This is a genomic window from Paraburkholderia caledonica NBRC 102488, from assembly GCF_000685095.1.
GTDB classification, from domain to species: Bacteria; Pseudomonadota; Gammaproteobacteria; order Burkholderiales; family Burkholderiaceae; genus Paraburkholderia; species Paraburkholderia caledonica.
In genome coordinates, this window is the sequence record NZ_BAYE01000006.1 from 227,396 (window position 1) to 245,665 (window position 18,270).

Here is an 18,270-nt window from a genome sequence, read left to right on the forward strand (position 1 = left end):
CGCCCTCCACGACGATGAAAGAAGAATCGCCGAAAGCCATTATTTATGCGCTTGCCGCCAACTTTGGCATTGCCGTTTGCAAGTTCGCCGCTGCGTCGTTCACCGGCTCCGGTTCGATGTTCGCCGAAGCTATTCACTCCACCGCCGACTGCGGTAATCAATTGCTGCTGCTCTTCGGCCTGCGCCAGGCGCGCCGGCCGGCAAGCCCATTGCATCCGATGGGCGGCGGGCGCGAGATCAACTTTTATTCGCTGCTGGTCGCGCTGCTGCTGTTCTTTGTCGGCGGCGCATTTTCAGTGTACGAAGGCGTGCATCGCCTGGTCGCGCGGGAGCCTCTGCAATATGCGTATGTCGCCCTTGTAGTGCTCGGCGTCTCCGTGGTGCTGGAGGCGTTCTCGCTGTGGGGCGCGATGAAGGAGATCCGCAAGGTGCACCCCGAGAAAACGCTCTGGCGCTGGTTCCGGGAAACGCGCGAGTCCGAGTTGCTGGTGGTCGCGGGCGAGGATATTGCCGCGCTGGCCGGCTTGGGAATGGCCTTCGTGGCCGTGCTGCTTACTTTGGTGACCGGCAATCCCGTCTATGACGCGCTGGGTTCCATCGCCGTTGGTTTGCTGCTGATGGTGATCGCCGGCCTCGTGGCGCGCGAGGTGAAGTCAATGATCGTCGGCGAATCGGCAAGCCCCGAAGTGCGGCGCGCAATCGAAGCGCATTTGCGCGCACGCGGTGAGATTCGCAGCATCATCAACATGATTACCCTGCAATGGGGACGTCATGTGGTGGTCGCCGTGCAAGCTGAGATGATCGACTACGCAAGCGGCCGCGCGCTGGTCGACGCGATCAACGTGATCGAGGCAGATCTGCAGGCGGCGTTTCCGCAGGTGCGCTGGGTATTTTTTGAACCAGACGTGCCACGCGTCTGACCATGCTTTTTCCGCGCACGTGACTCGCGCAGGGCTTTGCGCGGGTCACGCAATCGATACTTCACGTAGTGGAAAATAATTTCTTCGCATCTATACTTCCCTCGGCTTGAAAGCGGCACTCTCCCAAACTGCATCACAAGCAAAAGGAAGATCACGATGCTGACTCGCACATTCAACGCTCTCTCCGTCATTGCACTCGCGGCATGCACAGCCTTTACCTCCGGGCCGGCAAGCGCGGACGACAACGACGCTTTCTCACATGACGGCGGCGGCTCGCGCGGGCGGCCAGTCAAGGTGATGATCATTTCGATGTTCGGTCCGGAGGGCCAGGTGTGGCTCGATAAGCTCGGGCCATGGCGCGATATTCCGGTAGACGGCCTGTCGCCCGATTACCCGGCAGTACATTGCAACCGCCAGGACGTATGCGTAATGACGACCGGCATGGGTCACACGAACGCCGCCGCGTCGATCATGGCATTGACGTTCTCACCGCGATTCGATTTGCGGCATACGTATTTCATGGTGGCGGGTATTGCCGGCATCGATCCTCAACAGGGCACGGTGGGCTCCGCTGCGTGGGCCAAATATCTCGTCGACTTCGGCATTCAATGGGAGATCGACGGGCGCGAGATTCCGGCCGGCTGGAACACCGGCTATCTTGGCATCAACACGAAGAGCCCTTCAGAAAAGCCGCCGCTCGATTACCGGACCGAAGTGTTCCAACTTAATACGCAACTCGCCGATACCGCATTCGCCTTGTCGCGCAATGTGGTGCTTTCCGACAACGCGCAGGCGCAGGCCGCGCGTGCGAAATATTCGTACGCGCCGGCTAATCGCCCGCCGACCGTCATTCAATGCGATACGCTCGCCGGCGATACGTGGTGGTCGGGCACGCTGCTCGGGCAACGGGCTCGCGACTGGACCAAGATCCTGACGGATGGAAAGGGCGTGTATTGCACCACCCAGCAGGAAGACAATGCCACGTACGAAGCGCTGAAACGCGCGGCTTCAGTGCACAAGGTCGATTTGAACCGCGTCGCCGTGGTGCGTGCGGGCTCTGATTTCGACCGTCCCTACGACGGGCAGACCAGCGCCGACAACCTGCTGAACTACTCCGCGCAAGGCGGCTTTACGATTGCTCTCGAAAATCTGTACCGCTCAGGTAATCCGCTCGTGCAGGACATTGTCACGCACTGGAGCGAATGGCGCGAAGGCGTGCCCAAACGCTAACCAGCTAGTTGCATGCGGGCCGCTTCATGCGGCCCGCACTGCAATGGCGCGCGACACTCAACGTTGTGGTGCGCGATACGGTGTCCAGACGGCGGCGTCCGTATCCCAATGATCGAGTTCCGATGGTGTCATGATCTGCTCCTTTATGAAGACTGGAAAGCTATCGTGGCGATTGGCATTTATTCCGGAAAACTAACGATTCTGGTGTTTGCTTCTCTATGTGCTCAATGCCCCGCTTGTTGCTCCGCTAGTGCTTTGCTTATTGCTCGTTACTGGCCATTAGCCACACGCGTGACGTCGCCGTTCGCGCCTTCCTGCAACGCGATGCGCGCGGCCTGCGTCTGGCCGATCAGACCTTTGTTCGGGTAGCTCGTGCGATTGAGCGCGGGCAGCGAACCGTCACGATATGCGGCGACCAGCTCGGCCTGCACTTCAGCGCGCGTTTTTCCGCTCGTCGTCGAAGTCGGTTGAGTCTGGTAAGAACCGGCGTGGCCAATGCCGTTGCCGCCGCCGTTGCTTTGTGCAAATACCGGCGCGCTGGCGAGCAGCGAGAGAGCAAGACCTGCGAGAAGATTGCGTTTCATGATTCACTCCTGTCGATTCGTTTGCAGCACGAGGGGCGCTGCGACAGGGTGAAATGTAGACTTCGAGCCGGCCTCGATAAATCGCGCTTTCGCGAAATGAATTGTCGCGATTTCGGAACAATCGCGCGACGACCCCTATAAACACGGGCTCGAACAACAACCGCGGCATTAGCGCCGCGGTTGGAATTCACTGTTCCAGATTTTGTACTTCAATCTAATTGAATTACGCGACCCATTCGGAAATAATCGGCGTGTCGAGTGCGGGAGCCGATTCGCGTTCTTCCAGTGTGCGTTGCGAGCATGTTGCATCGAGCGCACCGCGGCCGCTCAGCAATGGGCAGCGATCGAATACTTCGGCGATCCAGTCTACGAAAACACGGACTTTAGGCGACAGATGCCGACTGTGCGGATAGACTGCGGAAATCGGCATCGGCAAAGGCTTGAGTTCTGGCAGTACTTCAACCAGTTGGCCTGAACGCAGATGCGGCAGCACCATGAAACGAGCCGGCTGAATCAGGCCAAAACCTTCCAGCCCGCAGGTCACGTAGGCATCGGCGTCGTTGACCGACACAATGCCCTTCATTTTTACTTCAACCTCTTTGCCATCAACCATAAACGCCCAGTCGAGCGTGCGTCCCGTACGGCTGGAGAAGTAATTGACTGCTTTGTGATTTTCCAGGTCGTCGAGCGAAGTCGGCATGCCGGCCCGTTCAATGTATTCCGGGGCCGCGCACGTCACGCCCTCGAATAGGCCAATACGCCGCGCCACCAGCGAAGAATCCTGGAGTGCGCCGACGCGCACCACGCAATCCACGCCTTCCTGCAAAAGGTCGACCTGTCTGTCCGACAAGCCGAGTTGCAAGTCGATGTCCGGGTAGCGCGTGTGGAATTCACATAGTTGAGGAATCACCAGCAAGCGGCCGATCGAGCCCGGCATGTCGATGCGCAGCTTGCCGTGCGGTTTTTTATTGCCGCTCTGAAAACTGGCCTCGGTCTCTTCGACGTCCGCGAGAATGCGCACGCAGCGCTCGTAATAAGCGGCGCCGTCCGGCGTGAGCGACAGGCGCCGCGTAGTGCGGTGCATGAGCCGCGTGCCGAGGAACGCTTCGAGGTTCTGAATGATCGTGGTAACCGATGCGCGGGGCAGGTCGAGCGTTTCCGCCGCACGGGTAAAGCTGTTGGTGTCGACAACGCGTGTGAACACTTGCATGGCCTGAAGCCGGTCCATTGCAAACCTCCAGAAGGGGCAGGCGTACTGATCAGGATTCGAATCCGCGGAGCAATCGGATGGATTGTTCAGGGGCGCCGAATTGTGTTGCCGGATTATAGGCATTTATTTACGAGTCTGCCGAACCCACAATTCGCACCATTGAAGTTCTTTGCGCATTGCGCGGCTCGACATGCAAGCATTTAAACCGCCGTACTCCTTTGAGCCCACCGGCAGTGCACCGGTAGAGGCCGACAGCACGGCACTCGAAGTCACTGACGTGCAGATAGAAGGGCACGCTCAGGACATCACATTGCGTTTGTACCGGCAGGGAAAGAAAACCGCACTGCCAGTACTGCTTTATTTTCACGGCGGCGGCTTTACGAAGGGATCTATCGATCAAGCCGACTTTGCCTCGCGTTATTTCGCAGAGCATTTACCGGCATTGGTGGTGTCGGTCGGCTATTCGCTGGCGCCGGCGTTTCCGTTTCCCGCCGCGCCTGAAGACGCGCATCGCGCGGCATTGTGGGTACAGACGCGGGCGCGCGCTTTTGGCGGCAATAGCAGAAAGGTTGGCGTGGCGGGCCATGACGCCGGCGGGCAATTGGCCAATTGCCTTGCGTTCATCGCGCGTGATCGCGGCGACGTGCAGATCGCCGCGCAGGCTTTGTTTGGGCCGATGCTGGACCCGAGTCTCACCCGCCTTGGCGACGAGAAGCGCCTCGGCTCGGACATCACGGCGAGAGAGTGCGCGGCTTGTTACCGCGCGTACTTGCCGCAAGCGTCGCAACGCATGCATCCGTATGCGGCGCCGCTGGAATCGTCGCGACTCGCGGGCTTGCCGGCCACGCTGATCGCGACCGCGCAAAACGACGTGCTGCACGTCGAGGCGGAGAAATACGCAAGCAGCCTGATCGATGCAGGGGTGCTGACCCAGGTGGTCCGCTATCCGGCCGTCTCGCATGCGGCGTTGGCCGATCATCCGCCCGCCTTGCAGGAAGCGGTGCGATTTTTTCAGTGGCGCTTCGATGCGCGCGCCCATCGATGAAACACAAATAAGCAGAACTTCAATCAACGATACCGGGAGCTTCAAATGACCATTCTTTCTCTTTCCCGTCGCCGTGTGGCGATAGCCGCGCTAGCCGTGATCGTCGTAGCCGGACTGGGCACGTTCGGCGCAATTCGTGTCGACGCCAGTTCGCCTGCCGCGCCGACCATCGTGCCGGAAGTCGATGTCGCCACGGTGGTGCAAAAAACGATTACCGACTGGCAGAGCTATTCGGGCCGTCTTGAAGCGGTCGAAAAAGTGGACGTCCGTTCACAGGTGCCTGGAACGATCGTGTCGGTCAATTTCAAGGACGGCGCGCTCGTGAAGAAAGGTGACACGCTGTTCGTGATCGACCCGCGCCCGTATGCGGCGGAAGTTGCCCGAGCAGAAGCGCAGCTCGCGGCCGCGCAGGCGCGCACCGGCTACACGCAAAGCGACTGGGAGCGCGCGCAGCGCCTGATCACCGACAACGCAATCGCGAAGCGTGATTACGACGAGAAGCAGAATGCCGCGCGCGAAGCGAGCGCGAACCTGAAGGCCGCGCAAGCCGCGCTCGAAACCGCGCGCATCAATCTCGGCTACACGAAGATTGTTGCGCCAGTTTCAGGCCGTGTGTCGCGTGCGGAAATCACGGTGGGCAACGTGGTGTCGGCGGGCGCGAACTCGACGCCGCTCACCACGCTCGTGTCGGTTTCGCCGATCTACGCATCGTTCGACGCCGACGAACAAACGTATCTGCAATACCTGCGTCGTGCAAAAGACGGCGGCAAGGTGCCGGTCGAACTCGGTCTTGCGGACGAAAGCGGCTACTCCCGCAACGGCGTTATCGAGTCGGTGGACAACCGGCTCGATACGTCGTCGGGCACGATTCGCGTTCGCGCGCGTTTCGATAACCAGGACGGCACATTGATTCCGGGCCTCTACGCACGCGTGAAAGTGGGCGGCAGCGAGCCGCACCCCGCGCTGCTGATCGACGACGCCGCCGTGGGCACCGACCAGGACAAGAAGTTCGTGCTGGTGGTCGATCAAAACAATCACGTTGCGTACCGCGAGATTTCCGTCGGCGATATGCAGGGCAACCTGCGCGTCGTGAAGGGCGGACTGAAGGCGGGAGACCGGATCGTCGTCAACGGCATTCAGCGTGTGCGTCCGGGCGATGCAGTGCGCGCGCACATGGTGCCCATGACGACCGACCAGGACCCGAACAGCGCGCCGCTTGCACAGACGCGCGCCAAAGCGGACAAGAATTCGTGAGCGTCGCCGCCGCGGCATCGAACGCGCGGCGCCTTGCTCCAACCGCTTGCTCCAACATCAAGAGCTTCCAATGAACATATCCAAATTCTTCATCGATCGGCCGATCTTTGCGGGCGTGCTATCGGTATTGGTTCTGCTGGCGGGCGTCATTTCGCTCTTCAAGCTGCCGATCTCCGAATACCCCGAAGTGGTCCCGCCGTCGGTCGTGGTGCACGCGCAGTATCCTGGCGCAAATCCGAAAGTGATCGCGGAAGCCGTCGCTTCGCCGCTTGAAGAGCAGATCAACGGCGTCGAGAACATGCTGTATATGCAGTCGCAAGCAAATAGCGACGGCAATCTCACGCTGACGGTCACGTTCAAGCTCGGCACGAACCCGGACCTCGCGACGCAACTGGTGCAGAACCGCGTGAACCAGGCACTGCCGCGTTTGCCGGAAGACGTCCAACGGCTCGGCGTGACGACGATCAAGAGCTCGCCTACGCTGACAATGGTGGTCCACCTGATCTCGCCGAATAACCGCTACGACATGACGTATCTGCGCAACTACGCGGTGCTGAACGTCAAGGACCGGCTCGCGCGCATTCAGGGTGTCGGCGAGGTGCAATTGTGGGGCTCCGGCGACTACGCAATGCGTGTGTGGCTCTATCCGCAGAAGGTGGCGCAACGCGGTTTGACGGCGACCGAAGTGGTCAACGCGATTCGCGAGCAGAACATTCAGGTGGCGGCCGGCGTGATCGGCGCATCGCCTTCGGTGCCCGGCACGCAATTGCAGTTGTCGGTCAATGCGCGCGGCCGTCTGAAGACCGAGGGCGAATTCGGCGACATCATCGTGAAGACCGCGCCCGATGGCGGCGTGACTTATCTGCGTGACATCGCTCGTGTCGAACTGGCCGCGTCGGAATACGGTCTGCGTTCGTTGCTCGACAACAAGCCGGCGGTTGCGCTCGCGATCAACCAGGCGCCAGGCGCGAACTCGCTCGCGATTTCCGACGAAGTTCGCTCCGCGATGAAGGACCTCGCGCAAGACATGCCCGCGGGCGTCGAATACAAGATCGTCTACGACCCGACGCAGTTCGTGCGCTCGAGTATCGAGGCGGTCGTGCATACGCTGCTCGAAGCAATCGCGCTGGTGGTGATCGTCGTGATCGTGTTCCTGCAAACGTGGCGCGCATCGATCATTCCATTGATCGCCGTGCCGGTGTCCATTGTCGGCACGTTCTCGCTGTTGCTTGCGTTCGGCTTCTCGATCAATGCGTTGTCGTTGTTCGGCATGGTGCTCGCGATCGGGATCGTGGTGGACGATGCGATCGTGGTGGTGGAGAACGTCGAACGGAATATCGAAAGCGGGCTCAGTGCGCGCGACGCTACCTATAAGGCAATGCAGGAAGTGAGCGGGCCGATTATCGCCATCGCGCTCACGCTCGTCGCCGTGTTCGTGCCGCTCGCGTTCATGACGGGCCTCACGGGTCAGTTCTACAAGCAGTTCGCGATGACCATCGCGATCTCCACGGTGATCTCGGCGTTCAACTCGTTGACGCTGTCGCCGGCGTTGTCCGCCATGCTGCTGCGCGGCCACGGCGCGAAGGAAGACTTGCTGACGCGTGTGATGAACCGCTTGCTGGGCCGCTTTTTCAAGGGCTTCAACAAGGTGTTTCATCGCGGCTCGACGGCATACGGCCGCGGCGTGACCGGCGTGCTGCGCCGCAAGGGTGCGATGCTCGCGGTGTACGCGATTCTGCTCGGTGCAACGGTGCTGATCTCGCGTGTCGTGCCGGGCGGCTTCGTGCCCGCGCAGGACAAGGAGTACCTGATTGCGTTCGCGCAGTTGCCGAATGGCGCATCGCTGGATCGTACGGAAAAAGTGATCCGCGACATGAGCGCGATTGCGCTCAAGCAGAAGGGCGTGGAAAGCGCAGTGGCGTTCCCGGGTTTGTCGGTGAACGGCTTCACGAACAGTTCTAGCGCGGGCATTGTGTTCGTCACGCTCAAGCCGTTCAAGGAGCGCGGCGACAAGAAGCTCTCGGCGGGTGCGATTGCCGGCGCGTTGAACCAGCAATATGGTGCGATCAAGGACTCGTTCGTCGCGGTGTTTCCGCCGCCACCCGTGCTCGGTCTCGGCACGCTCGGCGGTTTCAAGATGCAACTGGAGGATCACGGTGCGCTCGGTTACGCGGAATTGAACAAGGCAGCAGAGGCCTTCGTGAAGAAGGCCGCGCAAACGCCTGAACTCGGCCCAACCTTCTCCAGCTATCAGATCAACGTTCCGCAATTGAACGTGGACCTCGACCGCGTGAAGGCGAAGCAACTCGGCGTGCCGGTCACTGACGTGTTCAACACGATGCAGATCTATCTGGGCTCGCTGTATGTGAACGACTTCAACCGCTTTGGCCGCGTATATCAGGTGCGAGTGCAGGCAGACGCGCCGTTCCGTCAACGCGCCGACGACATCCTGCAACTGAAGACGCGCAATGCCGCGGGCGACATGGTGCCGTTGTCGTCGCTCGTGTCGGTCACGCCGACGTTCGGTCCGGAAATGGTGGTGCGTTACAACGGCTATACCGCAGCGGACATCAACGGTGGACCGGCGCCGGGATTCTCGTCCGGTCAGGCGCAAGCCGCGGCTGAGCGCGTAGCGGCCGAGGTTCTGCCGCGCGGTGTCAAGCTCGAATGGACCGACCTCACGTACCAGCAGATTCTCGCCGGTAATGCGGGCCTGTGGGTGTTCCCGATCAGCGTGTTGCTCGTGTTCCTCGTGCTTGCCGCACTGTATGAAAGCCTGACGCTGCCGCTCGCCGTGATCCTGATCGTGCCGATGAGCGTGCTGTCTGCGCTGACCGGCGTGTGGCTCACCGGCGGCGACAACAACATCTTCACGCAGATCGGCTTGATGGTGCTGGTGGGCTTGTCGGCGAAGAACGCGATTCTGATCGTGGAGTTCGCCCGAGAACTCGAACACGATGGACATACGCCATTGTCGGCGGCGATTGAGGCGAGCCGGCTGCGTCTGCGACCGATTCTGATGACGTCGATCGCGTTCATCATGGGTGTGGTGCCGCTCGTGTTGTCGACCGGAGCCGGTTCGGAAATGCGTCACGCAATGGGTGTCGCGGTGTTCTTTGGCATGCTCGGTGTCACGCTGTTCGGGCTGATGCTCACGCCGGTGTTCTATGTGGTGCTGCGTACGTTGGCCGGCGGGACGATTCATGTCGCGCAGAAGGATTCGCCGCGCATTGGCGCACCGGTCACGGACGCCTGAGGAGAAAACAACAATGAAACGCTTTGAAAGTTTGAGTGGATGGGGCCGGGCAGCAGCCAGCGGTTTGCTGCTCGCGCTGCTCGCCGCCTGCTCGGTGGAGCCCACCTATAAGCGGCCGGAAGTGGATACGCCCACCGCGTTCAAGGAAGCGCCGGTAGCGGCTTCAGGGGCCTCGGCAGCTTCGGCGCCCTCCGCTGCATCGGCACCGGACGCCGGCACGTGGAAGACGGCGCAACCTGCCGACGACGCGCATCGCGGCGAATGGTGGAAGATTTTCGGCGACGCGCAACTCGACGCACTCGAAGAGCAGGCGGCCGCCGCGAATCAGGACCTGAAGGCGGCAGCAGCGCGCGTGCAACAGGCCCGTGCGGTGACGCGTGCAGCGAAATCGGACTGGTTCCCGAAGATCGATGCGGGCTTCGGCCCGACCCGCGAACGTGCGTCGGCAGCGTCGCAGTTCCTGCCGGATAGCGCCGGTGGAACGACCGGCACGATCTGGCGCGCGCAGGTCGGCGCGTCGTATGAAGCGGATCTGTTCGGGCGTGTCGGCTCTAACGTCAATGCGTCGCGTGCTGACGAGCAGCAAAGCGAAGCGCTGTTCCGTTCGGTGCAATTGTCGTTGCAGGCCGACGTCGCGCAAAACTATTTCCAGTTGCGCGAACTCGATACCGATCAGGATCTGTATCGCCGCACAGTGGCATTGCGTGAAGATACGTTGAAGCTCGTCGAGCGTCGTTTCAAGGAAGGCGACATCAGCGAGCTCGATGTTTCTCGCGCCCGCAACGAACTTGCGAGCGCGCGCGCGGATGCCGTGGGCGTCGCACGTCAGCGCGCGGCGTCGGAGCATAGTCTCGCGATTCTGCTCGGCAAGCCGCCGGCAGACTTCTCGTTCGCAGAAGCGCCGCTGGTGCCGGTAGCTGCGCGTGTGCCGCCAGGCTTGCCTTCGGCACTGCTCGAACGGCGGCCGGACGTGTCGGCGGCCGAACGCGCTATGGCCGCAGCAAACGCGCGGGTCGGTCTCGCGAAGTCGGCGTTTTTCCCGAAGCTCGATATCACTGGGGCATTTGGCTATGAGTCGGCAACCTTGGGCAATCTTTTCATGTGGTCGAGCCGCGCGTTCATTCTCGGGCCGTTTGCCGGCACTGCATTGACGTTGCCTCTGTTCGACGGCGGCCGGCGCAAGGCGAATCTCGCGCAGGCTCGTGCGAAATACGACGAGGACGTCGCGCAGTATCGTCAGCAGGTTCTGGTGGCGTTCCGCGAAGTCGAGGACAACCTCGCCGACCTGCGCCTGCTCGACGACCAGATGCGTGAGCAGAACAATGCCGTGCAGGCCTCGCAGCGAGCGGCGCGTCTGTCGCGCACGCAGTACACCGAAGGCGCGGTCAGCTATCTGGACGTGATCGACGGCGAGCGGCAGGTGTTGAATACCCAACTGCAGGCGAGCCACTTGCAGGGCACGCAGGCTGTCGCGACGGTCAACCTGATTCGTGCCCTCGGCGGCGGCTGGGGCGATATGGCTGCGTCCGACACCGCAGTGGGTTCCGCTGCACCGGCTGCAACGCCGGCTTCGTCAGCGGCGCCTGCCGATCAGGTGGCCAGGCGCTAGACGTCTTACTGCTGAGGCTGGACCCGAGTGCTGCAAAAAAGCCGGATCGCGCGATGAGCGCGGTCCGGCTTTTTTCTGCGCAAATCTTTTTTAGCACTTTCCTTTCGAAAATCCGTTCGTAGACCCGTAGGTATCGTGGACTCTATGATGATTCGCACCATGACGCGGGCCGTCGAACAGGCTCGCCGCGAACCTCATCACGTCTCAACTACAAGAGTCCACCATGCGCAATTTCGCTTCAAACGTGCGGCATTTTTTTCGCGCGCCGACGCTCGCGCTTGTCAGCGCCTTCGGCTTCGCACTGGCACTGCCCGCAGCGCCCGCATTCGCAGCGGACGCGCCGACACTGAAAATCGGCACGGCCACGAGTCCGCAAATCGAGGCACTCAAAGTAGCCGTGCGTGAGGCGAAAGAGCAGGGACTCGACGTGAAGGTGATCGAGTTCACCGACTGGAATACGCCGAACGCCGCACTCGCGAATAAGGATATCGACGTCAATTACTTCCAGCACATTCCGTTTCTCGAGAACGCGAAGAAGCAGGGCGGCTATAACTTTGTCGCAATTGCCCCTGGCACGATCATGAAGATCGGTCTGTACTCTAAGAAGATCAAACGCTTCGACGAGTTGAAAGACGGCGCGACCGTGGCGATCGCCAACGATCCTGTCAATGGCGGGCGCGGCTTGTTGCTGCTGCAACGCGCGGGGCTTATCAAGCTGACGCCCGGAATCGACTATCGCGCAACTACGCTCGACATTATCGACAACCCCCGGCATCTGAAGATCGTTCAACTCGAAGCATCCCAACTGGCGCGTTCGCTCGACGATGTCGATCTTGCACAAGGCTATCCGAGCTTCATCAAGCTCGCGGGGACGACGGACCCGAATAGCGCGCTGCTATTCGACGGTCTGGAGAACAAGAACTACGCAATTCAGTGGGTCGTGCGTCCGGAGAGCGTGAACGATCCGCGCATTCGCAAGTTCATTTCCATCTATCAGCATTCGCCGGCTGTGCGCGCCGCGCTCGACAAAGCATTCGGCACTTTGTATGCAGTCGCCTGGTAAGCGGCGCATTCCGCGCTGATCAGAAACAACAGGAGTGCCGCGATGCCGAAGAAGATTCTGTTGAACGCATTCAACATGAATGCGGTGGGCCACATCAATCACGGCTTGTGGACGCATCCGCGAGATCGTTCGGCGCATTACACCGATCTCGACTACTGGACGAGTCTTGCGCAAACGCTCGAACGCGGCAAGTTTGACGGGATCTTTCTCGCGGATATTGTCGGCGTGTACGACGTGTATCAGGGCGGTCCCGAAACGCCGTTACGCGAAGCCGTGCAGATTCCGATCAACGATCCCTCGCTGATCGTGCCCGCGATGGCGCATGTTACGCGTCATATCGGCTTTGGCGTGACGTCGAATCTGACGTATGAGCCGCCGTATCTGTTCGCGCGGCGCATGTCGACGCTCGACCATCTGACCAAAGGGCGGGTCGGCTGGAATATCGTCACCGGCTATCTGGATAGCGCCGCTCGCGGCATGGGTCTCGCGCAGCAGATCAGCCATGACGACCGCTATGACCGTGCCGACGACTATATGGATGTGGTCTACAAGCTCTGGGAACAAAGCTGGGAAGACGACGCGGTGGTGCGCGACCGCGCTTCACGCATCTTCTCGCAACCGGGCAAGGTGCATCGCGTGAAACACGACGGTCCTTTCTATTCGATCGACGCGATTCACTTGAGCGAGCCATCGCCGCAACGCACACCCGTGTTGTATCAGGCCGGCTCGTCGAGCCGCGGCGTGGACTTCGCGGCGCGTCATGCGGAGTGCGTATTTGTCGGCGGACAGAACAAGCAGTTGACGCGTTCGATCGTCGACGACATTCGCGCACGAGCCGTGAGCTTTGGGCGCTCGCCTGACGACATCAAGATATTCGCGGGCATCACCGTGGTGGTCGGCGAAACCGAACGAGCCGCACAGGAAAAGTTCGAAGAGTACCGGCGCTATGCAAGCGCTGAAGGCGGCATCGCGCATTTCTCCAGTTCGACAGGTATCGACTTTTCGCAATACGAGCTGGATGAGCCGATCTCGTATGTGAAGACGCAATCCATGCAATCGGCGGTCGAGGCCATTTCGAAGAAGAGCGTGAGCGGCGTCTGGACCAAGCGCAAAGTTCTCGAACAGATGACGCTCGGCGGTCGCGCAAAACCGGTGGTGGGTTCGCCCCAGCAGATCGCGGACGAACTGGTGTCATGGATGGACGAAGCGGGCGTAGACGGTTTCAATCTGACGCGCACGGTGATGCCTGAATCGTTTGAGGACTTCGTGGACCTCGTCGTGCCGGAGTTGCAGAACCGCGGCGTCTACAAGGAAGACTACGATCCCGCGCCTACGCTGCGAGAGAAGCTGTTCGGCGGCGGCCGCGCGCGTTTACCGGACGTGCATGTCGGCGCGCAGCATCGGCGAGCGCCACAAAGCGGCATCAAACAAACCGTGGAAGCCTGAGAGGAGCGAAGCGATGGCTAATCTTTTCGACGTGCCGCAGTTCATCGAAGAAGCACCGTCTGCCGCGGTCGATCATCGTGCGAGCGCGGCGCCGGCGCAAGCGGCCGTTGTATTCGACCGCGTCGGCAAAGTATTCGCGGGGTCCAACGGTGCCCCGACCGCGGCGCTCGCAGACGTGACGTTGAACGTTGCGCGTGGCGAGGTGTTCGGCATTATCGGTCGCAGCGGCGCAGGAAAATCCACGTTACTGCGGCTCGTGAACGGACTCGAAAAGCCGAGTTCGGGCGCAGTGCGCGTGAATGGAGTAAATGTCGGCGAACTCGACGAACGCGGACTCGTGACGCTACGCCGTCGCATCGGCATGGTGTTTCAGCACTTCAATCTGCTCTCCGCGAAGACGGTGCGTGAGAACATTGCGTTGCCGCTGAAGATCGCCGGCGTACCGAAAGCCGCGATCGACAGGAAGGTCGATGCGTTGCTCGAACTCGTCGGCCTCGCGGCGAAGCGCGACGCTTATCCAGCGAGCTTGTCCGGCGGACAGAAGCAGCGTGTCGGCATTGCGCGCGCACTCGTCACGGACCCCGACATTCTGCTGTGCGACGAAGCGACGTCCGCACTCGATCCCGAAACGACGCAAGCGATTCTCGCGCTGCTGCGCGACATCAACCGTCGGTTGAGCCTGACCGTTGTCCTGATCACGCATGAAATGCAGGTCATTCGTGAGGTGTGCGATACGGTCGCCGTGATCGAGCGCGGCCGCGTAGTCGAAACGGGCCCGGTGTGGCGAGTGTTCGGCGAGCCGCAGCACGATGCAACGCGGGCGCTGCTACGCACGCTGGTTCATGACTTGCCTGCGGACCTTGCCGACCGGGTGAAGCCGCTTGCCGGGATCGCGCAAGCCGACGCGCGCGTTCTGCTCGACGTGCGCTTTACTGGCGGCAATTCACGTGACCCCGACCTCGCCGGTCTGACTTCCGCGCTGAGCATCGACGGAGGCGGCGTGAGCTTCGTGCATGGCGGGATCGACCGCATTCAAGGCCATGCGCAAGGGCGCCTCATCGTATCCGCGCAGGTGCGCGCGAAAAAAGGCGCCACGGTGCATGCGCAGGTCGCCGCGCTGGTCGAACGCGCGCGCGGCCACGCTAACCACGTCGAGGTATTGGGTTATGTCTGATCTCTGGCTGTCGGAACTCGTCGGTGCGATACGCGATACGGTTGTAATGGTCGGCGTGTCCGCGGTAATCGCAGCACTGGTCGGCATTCCGTTGGCGCTGGTGCTGGTCACGACCACGCGTGGCGGCATCTTCGAAAAGCGCGCGGTGAACAGCACGCTCGGCGCGCTCGTCAATGCGTTTCGCTCGACACCGTTCATCATTCTGCTGGTCGCGCTGCTGCCCCTCACGCGCTTGCTGATCGGTACGACCATCGGCGTATGGGCGGCAATCGTGCCGCTCAGCATTGCCGCGATTCCGTTCCTCGCCCGCGTAGCCGAAGTGAGCCTGCGCGAAGTGGACCGCGGCCTGATAGAAGCAGCGCAGGCAATGGGCGCGCAACGCAGGCATATCATCTGGCATGTGCTGTTGCCCGAAGCTCTGCCAGGCATCGTGGGTGGCTTCACGATCACCGTAGTCGCGATGATCGGATCTTCGGCGATGGCCGGTGCGGTCGGCGCAGGCGGCCTCGGCGATCTTGCGATCCGCTATGGCTATCAGCGCTTCGATACGACGGTGATGGTGACGGTGATCGTGTTGCTGATTGCGATCGTGACCACGGTACAGCTGGTGGGCGATCGCTTCGTGCGGCGACTCGCGCAGCGCGCGTGAGGGGCGAGTTCAAATACTGATTGCCGTGTTCGCGTCGGCCTGCTGACGTAGCGCATTCGCATGACGAATGACGCGCGCCCTATCGGTCGCCGATCTCACCGCCTATCATGAAAGCTGCCGGATGCGCCGCAAGCCTCTCGCGAGCCCATTCCACCTGCACTGCAGGTCCGCCTCGAAAACATCATCACGTGGAAATAGCATGAACGATTTTCGCCAGACCGCGGCGCTGCAGACGCGCGAGGCGTCCGCTGCACCAGCCGTGCGCGATCTCGCCGGCCTGCTCGCGGCACTGCATGCGAGCGCCGCGGAGCGCGACCTTGCGGGCGGCCACGCCGCGCAGGAGAAACAGTGGATCGCCGACGCGGGCCTGCTCACGCTTGCCGTGCCGCGCGAATTCGGCGGCGAAGGCGCTTCCTGGCCGGAAATCTACGACACCATTCGCAAGATCGCGCAGGTGGACAGCGCGCTCGCGCATCTGCTCGGGTTCACGTTCTTGCAAGAGGTCAGTGTCTATGTGTGGGGTAATGCGGAACAGCGTGCACGCTACCTGAGCGGTACGGTAAAAGAGCGCTGGTGGTGGGGCAACGCGGTGAATCCGCTCGACACCCGGCTCGTTGCCAACGCAACCGGCGACGGCGGCTATCTCCTGAATGGCGAGAAAGGCTTTTGCTCGGGCACGCGCGGCTCGCAGATGATGACGGTTTCCGGGCACGACCCGCAGACCGGCAGCACGATGTTCGCAGTCGTGCCGACCACGCGCGAGGGCATCACGGTCAACGAAGACTGGAATCCGATCGGGCAGCGGCAGACCGACAGCGGCAGCGTGTCGTTTGTTCAGGTCCGGGTCGAGCCGGAAGAAGTCCTGCAACGCGCCGACACGCCATACGCGAGTTTGCGCACGCTCGTATCGCAGCAGGTCATGACCAATCTGTTCGTGGGCATCGCACAAGGCGCGCTCGATGAAGCGCGTGCGTACGTCACGCAATACGGCAAGCCGTGGATGACTTCGGGCGTGACGAAAGCCACCGACGATCCGTACTTGATCCAGCGTTTTGGCGAAATGCGTATTCAGGCGGTGAGCGCCGAAGCGCTGGCCGTGCGCGCCGCGCAAGCGCTCGATGCCGCGTGGCGCGAGGGCTCGTCGCTTTCCGCCGAAGCGCGCGCGCACGTTGCGCTCGCTACTTCAGAGGCGAAAATCGTCGCGCATCGTGCGGCGCTCGACGTCAGCGAAAAACTATTCGACGCCTGCGGCGCGCGCGCCACGCATGCGCCGCTCGCGCTCGATCGTTTCTGGCGCAACGCTCGCGTGCACACGCTGCACGATCCGCTCGACTATCGCGTGCGCGACGTCGGCCGTTATGCACTCAGCGGGACATTGCCGGAGGTTTCTTTGTACACTTGAGGCGGTCCGCGATGCAGCCAGTCTGCGCCGCGGTTTTATTCCTTCTCAAGAGATCTCCGGATTGCAGTTCAAATTACCGACTACGGCAACAGCGCCGTTTTGCCCGTCTGAAGTGCAAGGCTCGGTCGCCGTCTCGCAAGGCGCGCCTTTCTGGAAAAAGATCCTGCAGTTCGCCGGCCCTGGCCTGCTGGTTTCCATCGGCTATATGGACCCGGGCAACTGGGCGACCGACATTGAAGCCGGCTCGCGTTACGGCTACAGCCTGCTGTTCGTCGTCATGCTGTCGAGTCTCGCGGCGATGGCGTTGCAATGTCTGAGCATGCGTCTGGGTATCGTCACGGGACGCGATCTGGCCGAATTGTCGAGGGCGCGTTATTCGCCCGCGGTCGCGCGAGGGCAATGGTTTCTTGCCGAGCTTTCGATCGTCGCGTGCGATCTCGCGGAAGTGCTTGGCGGCGCGCTCGCTTTTCATCTGCTCTTCAAATGTTCGCTTACCACGGGCGTGCTGCTGACCGCGTTCGACACGTTGATCGTGCTCGGCCTGAAGGGCAAGAACTTCCGCGATCTGGAAGCGATCATGCTTGGACTGATCGCGACGATCGGCGTCGGGTATATCGTCGAACTCGCACTCGTCAAGCCGCATTGGCCGTCGGTCGCGCAAGGACTAATTCCGTCGTGGCAGGCTTTGAACTCGCGCGAGCCGGTGTATCTCGCAATCGGCATTCTCGGCGCGACGGTTATGCCGCATAACCTGTATCTGCATTCGTCGATCGTGCAAACGCGAGCGGTGAAGCGCGATCCGGCGAGCATCGGCTCCGCGATCGGCATGTCGCGCATCGACACCATCGTGTCGTTGCTGCTGGCGCTGATGATCAACATGGCGATCCTGATTCTCGCGGCCGCCGCGTTCCATGCGACCGGCCACAATCAGGTCACCGAAATCGAAGACGCCTACAAGCTGCTCGCGCCGATTGTCGGCACCGGCTTCGCGGCGGTGTTGTTCGCAATCACGCTGCTCGCGTCGGGACAAAGTTCGACCTTCACCGGCACGGTTGCGGGGCAGGTCATCATGGAAGGCTTCCTGAAGCTGAAGATTCCGTGCTGGCAGCGGCGCTTCATCACGCGCGCGCTTGCGTTGATTCCCGCACTGATCGGCGTGCAGATGATGGGCAACGGCGCGGTGGGCAAGCTGCTCGTCGCGAGTCAGGTCGTGCTCAGCCTGCAATTGCCGTTCGCGCTTTATCCGCTGATCCGCATGACCGGCGACCGCTCGCTGATGGGCGAGTTCGCGAATACGCTGCTCACGCGGATCGTCGCGTGGACGCTGTTCGCGGTGATTACCGCGGCGAACCTGTGGCTCGTCGTGCAGACGGTGGGACTCGTTGGGGAATGAAGGGGCGAAAGGGCTGTGCGGCCTGGTGCATCGCT

At 61.5% G+C, this 18,270-nt stretch carries 14 protein-coding genes; 12 read left to right on the top strand and 2 right to left on the bottom strand.

Annotation, left to right across the window (positions count from 1 at the left end; genetic code table 11):
- Positions 1-14 precede the first annotated feature (14 nt).
- Together BCA01S_RS14890 and BCA01S_RS14895 are read left to right on the top strand one after the other, a co-directional pair.
- A complete protein-coding gene (locus tag BCA01S_RS14890) occupies positions 15-920 on the top strand; it encodes a cation diffusion facilitator family transporter (protein WP_027777584.1) in 906 nt (301 codons plus the stop codon).
- Between the two features lie 156 nt (positions 921-1,076).
- Complete coding sequence (locus BCA01S_RS14895; RefSeq protein WP_027777585.1) at positions 1,077-2,150, top strand: purine-nucleoside phosphorylase; 1,074 nt, start codon at positions 1,077-1,079, stop codon at positions 2,148-2,150.
- Between the two features lie 269 nt (positions 2,151-2,419).
- Here BCA01S_RS14895 and BCA01S_RS14900 read toward each other — a convergent pair whose 3' ends face one another.
- A complete protein-coding gene (locus BCA01S_RS14900) occupies positions 2,420-2,734 on the bottom strand; it encodes a DUF4148 domain-containing protein (RefSeq protein ID WP_027777586.1) in 315 nt (104 codons plus the stop codon).
- 223 nt (positions 2,735-2,957) lie between these two features.
- On the bottom strand, positions 2,958-3,962 hold the full coding sequence (locus BCA01S_RS14905; protein WP_020068227.1) for a LysR family transcriptional regulator: 1,005 nt from the start codon (positions 3,960-3,962) through the stop codon (positions 2,958-2,960).
- Between the two features lie 172 nt (positions 3,963-4,134).
- On the opposite strand from BCA01S_RS14905, the gene BCA01S_RS14910 reads away from it, so the two are divergent.
- The 10 genes from BCA01S_RS14910 to BCA01S_RS14955 all read left to right on the top strand — a co-directional run bounded on the left by BCA01S_RS14910 (position 4,135) and on the right by BCA01S_RS14955 (position 18,235).
- A complete protein-coding gene (locus BCA01S_RS14910) occupies positions 4,135-4,989 on the top strand; it encodes an alpha/beta hydrolase (protein WP_027777587.1) in 855 nt (284 codons plus the stop codon).
- 45 nt (positions 4,990-5,034) lie between these two features.
- Complete coding sequence (locus BCA01S_RS14915) at positions 5,035-6,243, top strand: efflux RND transporter periplasmic adaptor subunit (protein ID WP_027777588.1); 1,209 nt, start codon at positions 5,035-5,037, stop codon at positions 6,241-6,243.
- A gap of 70 nt (positions 6,244-6,313) precedes the next feature.
- Positions 6,314-9,499, top strand: coding sequence for an efflux RND transporter permease subunit (locus BCA01S_RS14920; protein WP_027777589.1), 3,186 nt, complete (start codon positions 6,314-6,316; stop codon positions 9,497-9,499).
- A gap of 13 nt (positions 9,500-9,512) precedes the next feature.
- The gene (locus tag BCA01S_RS14925; protein WP_027777590.1) at positions 9,513-11,108 is read left to right on the top strand and encodes an efflux transporter outer membrane subunit; all 1,596 of its coding nucleotides are present in this window, start codon (positions 9,513-9,515) and stop codon (positions 11,106-11,108) included.
- A 223-nt stretch (positions 11,109-11,331) separates the two neighbouring features.
- A complete protein-coding gene (locus BCA01S_RS14930; protein ID WP_027777591.1) occupies positions 11,332-12,171 on the top strand; it encodes a MetQ/NlpA family ABC transporter substrate-binding protein in 840 nt (279 codons plus the stop codon).
- A 42-nt stretch (positions 12,172-12,213) separates the two neighbouring features.
- A complete protein-coding gene (locus BCA01S_RS14935) occupies positions 12,214-13,617 on the top strand; it encodes an LLM class flavin-dependent oxidoreductase (RefSeq protein ID WP_027777592.1) in 1,404 nt (467 codons plus the stop codon).
- A gap of 13 nt (positions 13,618-13,630) precedes the next feature.
- The gene (locus tag BCA01S_RS14940) at positions 13,631-14,791 is read left to right on the top strand and encodes a methionine ABC transporter ATP-binding protein (protein ID WP_027777593.1); all 1,161 of its coding nucleotides are present in this window, start codon (positions 13,631-13,633) and stop codon (positions 14,789-14,791) included.
- A complete protein-coding gene (locus BCA01S_RS14945) occupies positions 14,784-15,440 on the top strand; it encodes a methionine ABC transporter permease (protein WP_020068235.1) in 657 nt (218 codons plus the stop codon). The genes BCA01S_RS14940 and BCA01S_RS14945 overlap by 8 nt, the downstream gene beginning before the upstream one ends.
- Positions 15,441-15,639: 199 nt before the next feature.
- Entirely contained in the window at positions 15,640-16,842 is a 1,203-nt protein-coding gene (locus tag BCA01S_RS14950) for an acyl-CoA dehydrogenase family protein (RefSeq protein WP_027777594.1), read from the top strand.
- Between the two features lie 61 nt (positions 16,843-16,903).
- Entirely contained in the window at positions 16,904-18,235 is a 1,332-nt protein-coding gene (locus tag BCA01S_RS14955) for an Nramp family divalent metal transporter (RefSeq protein WP_027777595.1), read from the top strand.
- Positions 18,236-18,270: the final 35 nt, after the last annotated feature.

Bases quoted from the DNA above. Each gene is read 5' to 3' on its own strand.
- BCA01S_RS14925 (WP_027777590.1), top strand. From the start codon at position 9,513: ATGAAACGCTTTGAAAGTTTGAGTGGATGGGGCCGGGCAGCAGCCAGC.
- BCA01S_RS14915 (WP_027777588.1), top strand. From the start codon at position 5,035: ATGACCATTCTTTCTCTTTCCCGTCGCCGTGTGGCGATAGCCGCGCTA.
- BCA01S_RS14935 (WP_027777592.1), top strand. From the start codon at position 12,214: ATGCCGAAGAAGATTCTGTTGAACGCATTCAACATGAATGCGGTGGGC.
- BCA01S_RS14900 (WP_027777586.1), bottom strand. From the start codon at position 2,734: ATGAAACGCAATCTTCTCGCAGGTCTTGCTCTCTCGCTGCTCGCCAGC.
- BCA01S_RS14920 (WP_027777589.1), top strand. From the start codon at position 6,314: ATGAACATATCCAAATTCTTCATCGATCGGCCGATCTTTGCGGGCGTG.
- BCA01S_RS14895 (WP_027777585.1), top strand. From the start codon at position 1,077: ATGCTGACTCGCACATTCAACGCTCTCTCCGTCATTGCACTCGCGGCA.
- BCA01S_RS14930 (WP_027777591.1), top strand. From the start codon at position 11,332: ATGCGCAATTTCGCTTCAAACGTGCGGCATTTTTTTCGCGCGCCGACG.
- BCA01S_RS14905 (WP_020068227.1), bottom strand. From the start codon at position 3,962: ATGGACCGGCTTCAGGCCATGCAAGTGTTCACACGCGTTGTCGACACC.
- BCA01S_RS14950 (WP_027777594.1), top strand. From the start codon at position 15,640: ATGAACGATTTTCGCCAGACCGCGGCGCTGCAGACGCGCGAGGCGTCC.
- BCA01S_RS14940 (WP_027777593.1), top strand. From the start codon at position 13,631: ATGGCTAATCTTTTCGACGTGCCGCAGTTCATCGAAGAAGCACCGTCT.
- BCA01S_RS14890 (WP_027777584.1), top strand. From the start codon at position 15: ATGAAAGAAGAATCGCCGAAAGCCATTATTTATGCGCTTGCCGCCAAC.
- BCA01S_RS14910 (WP_027777587.1), top strand. From the start codon at position 4,135: ATGCAAGCATTTAAACCGCCGTACTCCTTTGAGCCCACCGGCAGTGCA.
- BCA01S_RS14945 (WP_020068235.1), top strand. From the start codon at position 14,784: ATGTCTGATCTCTGGCTGTCGGAACTCGTCGGTGCGATACGCGATACG.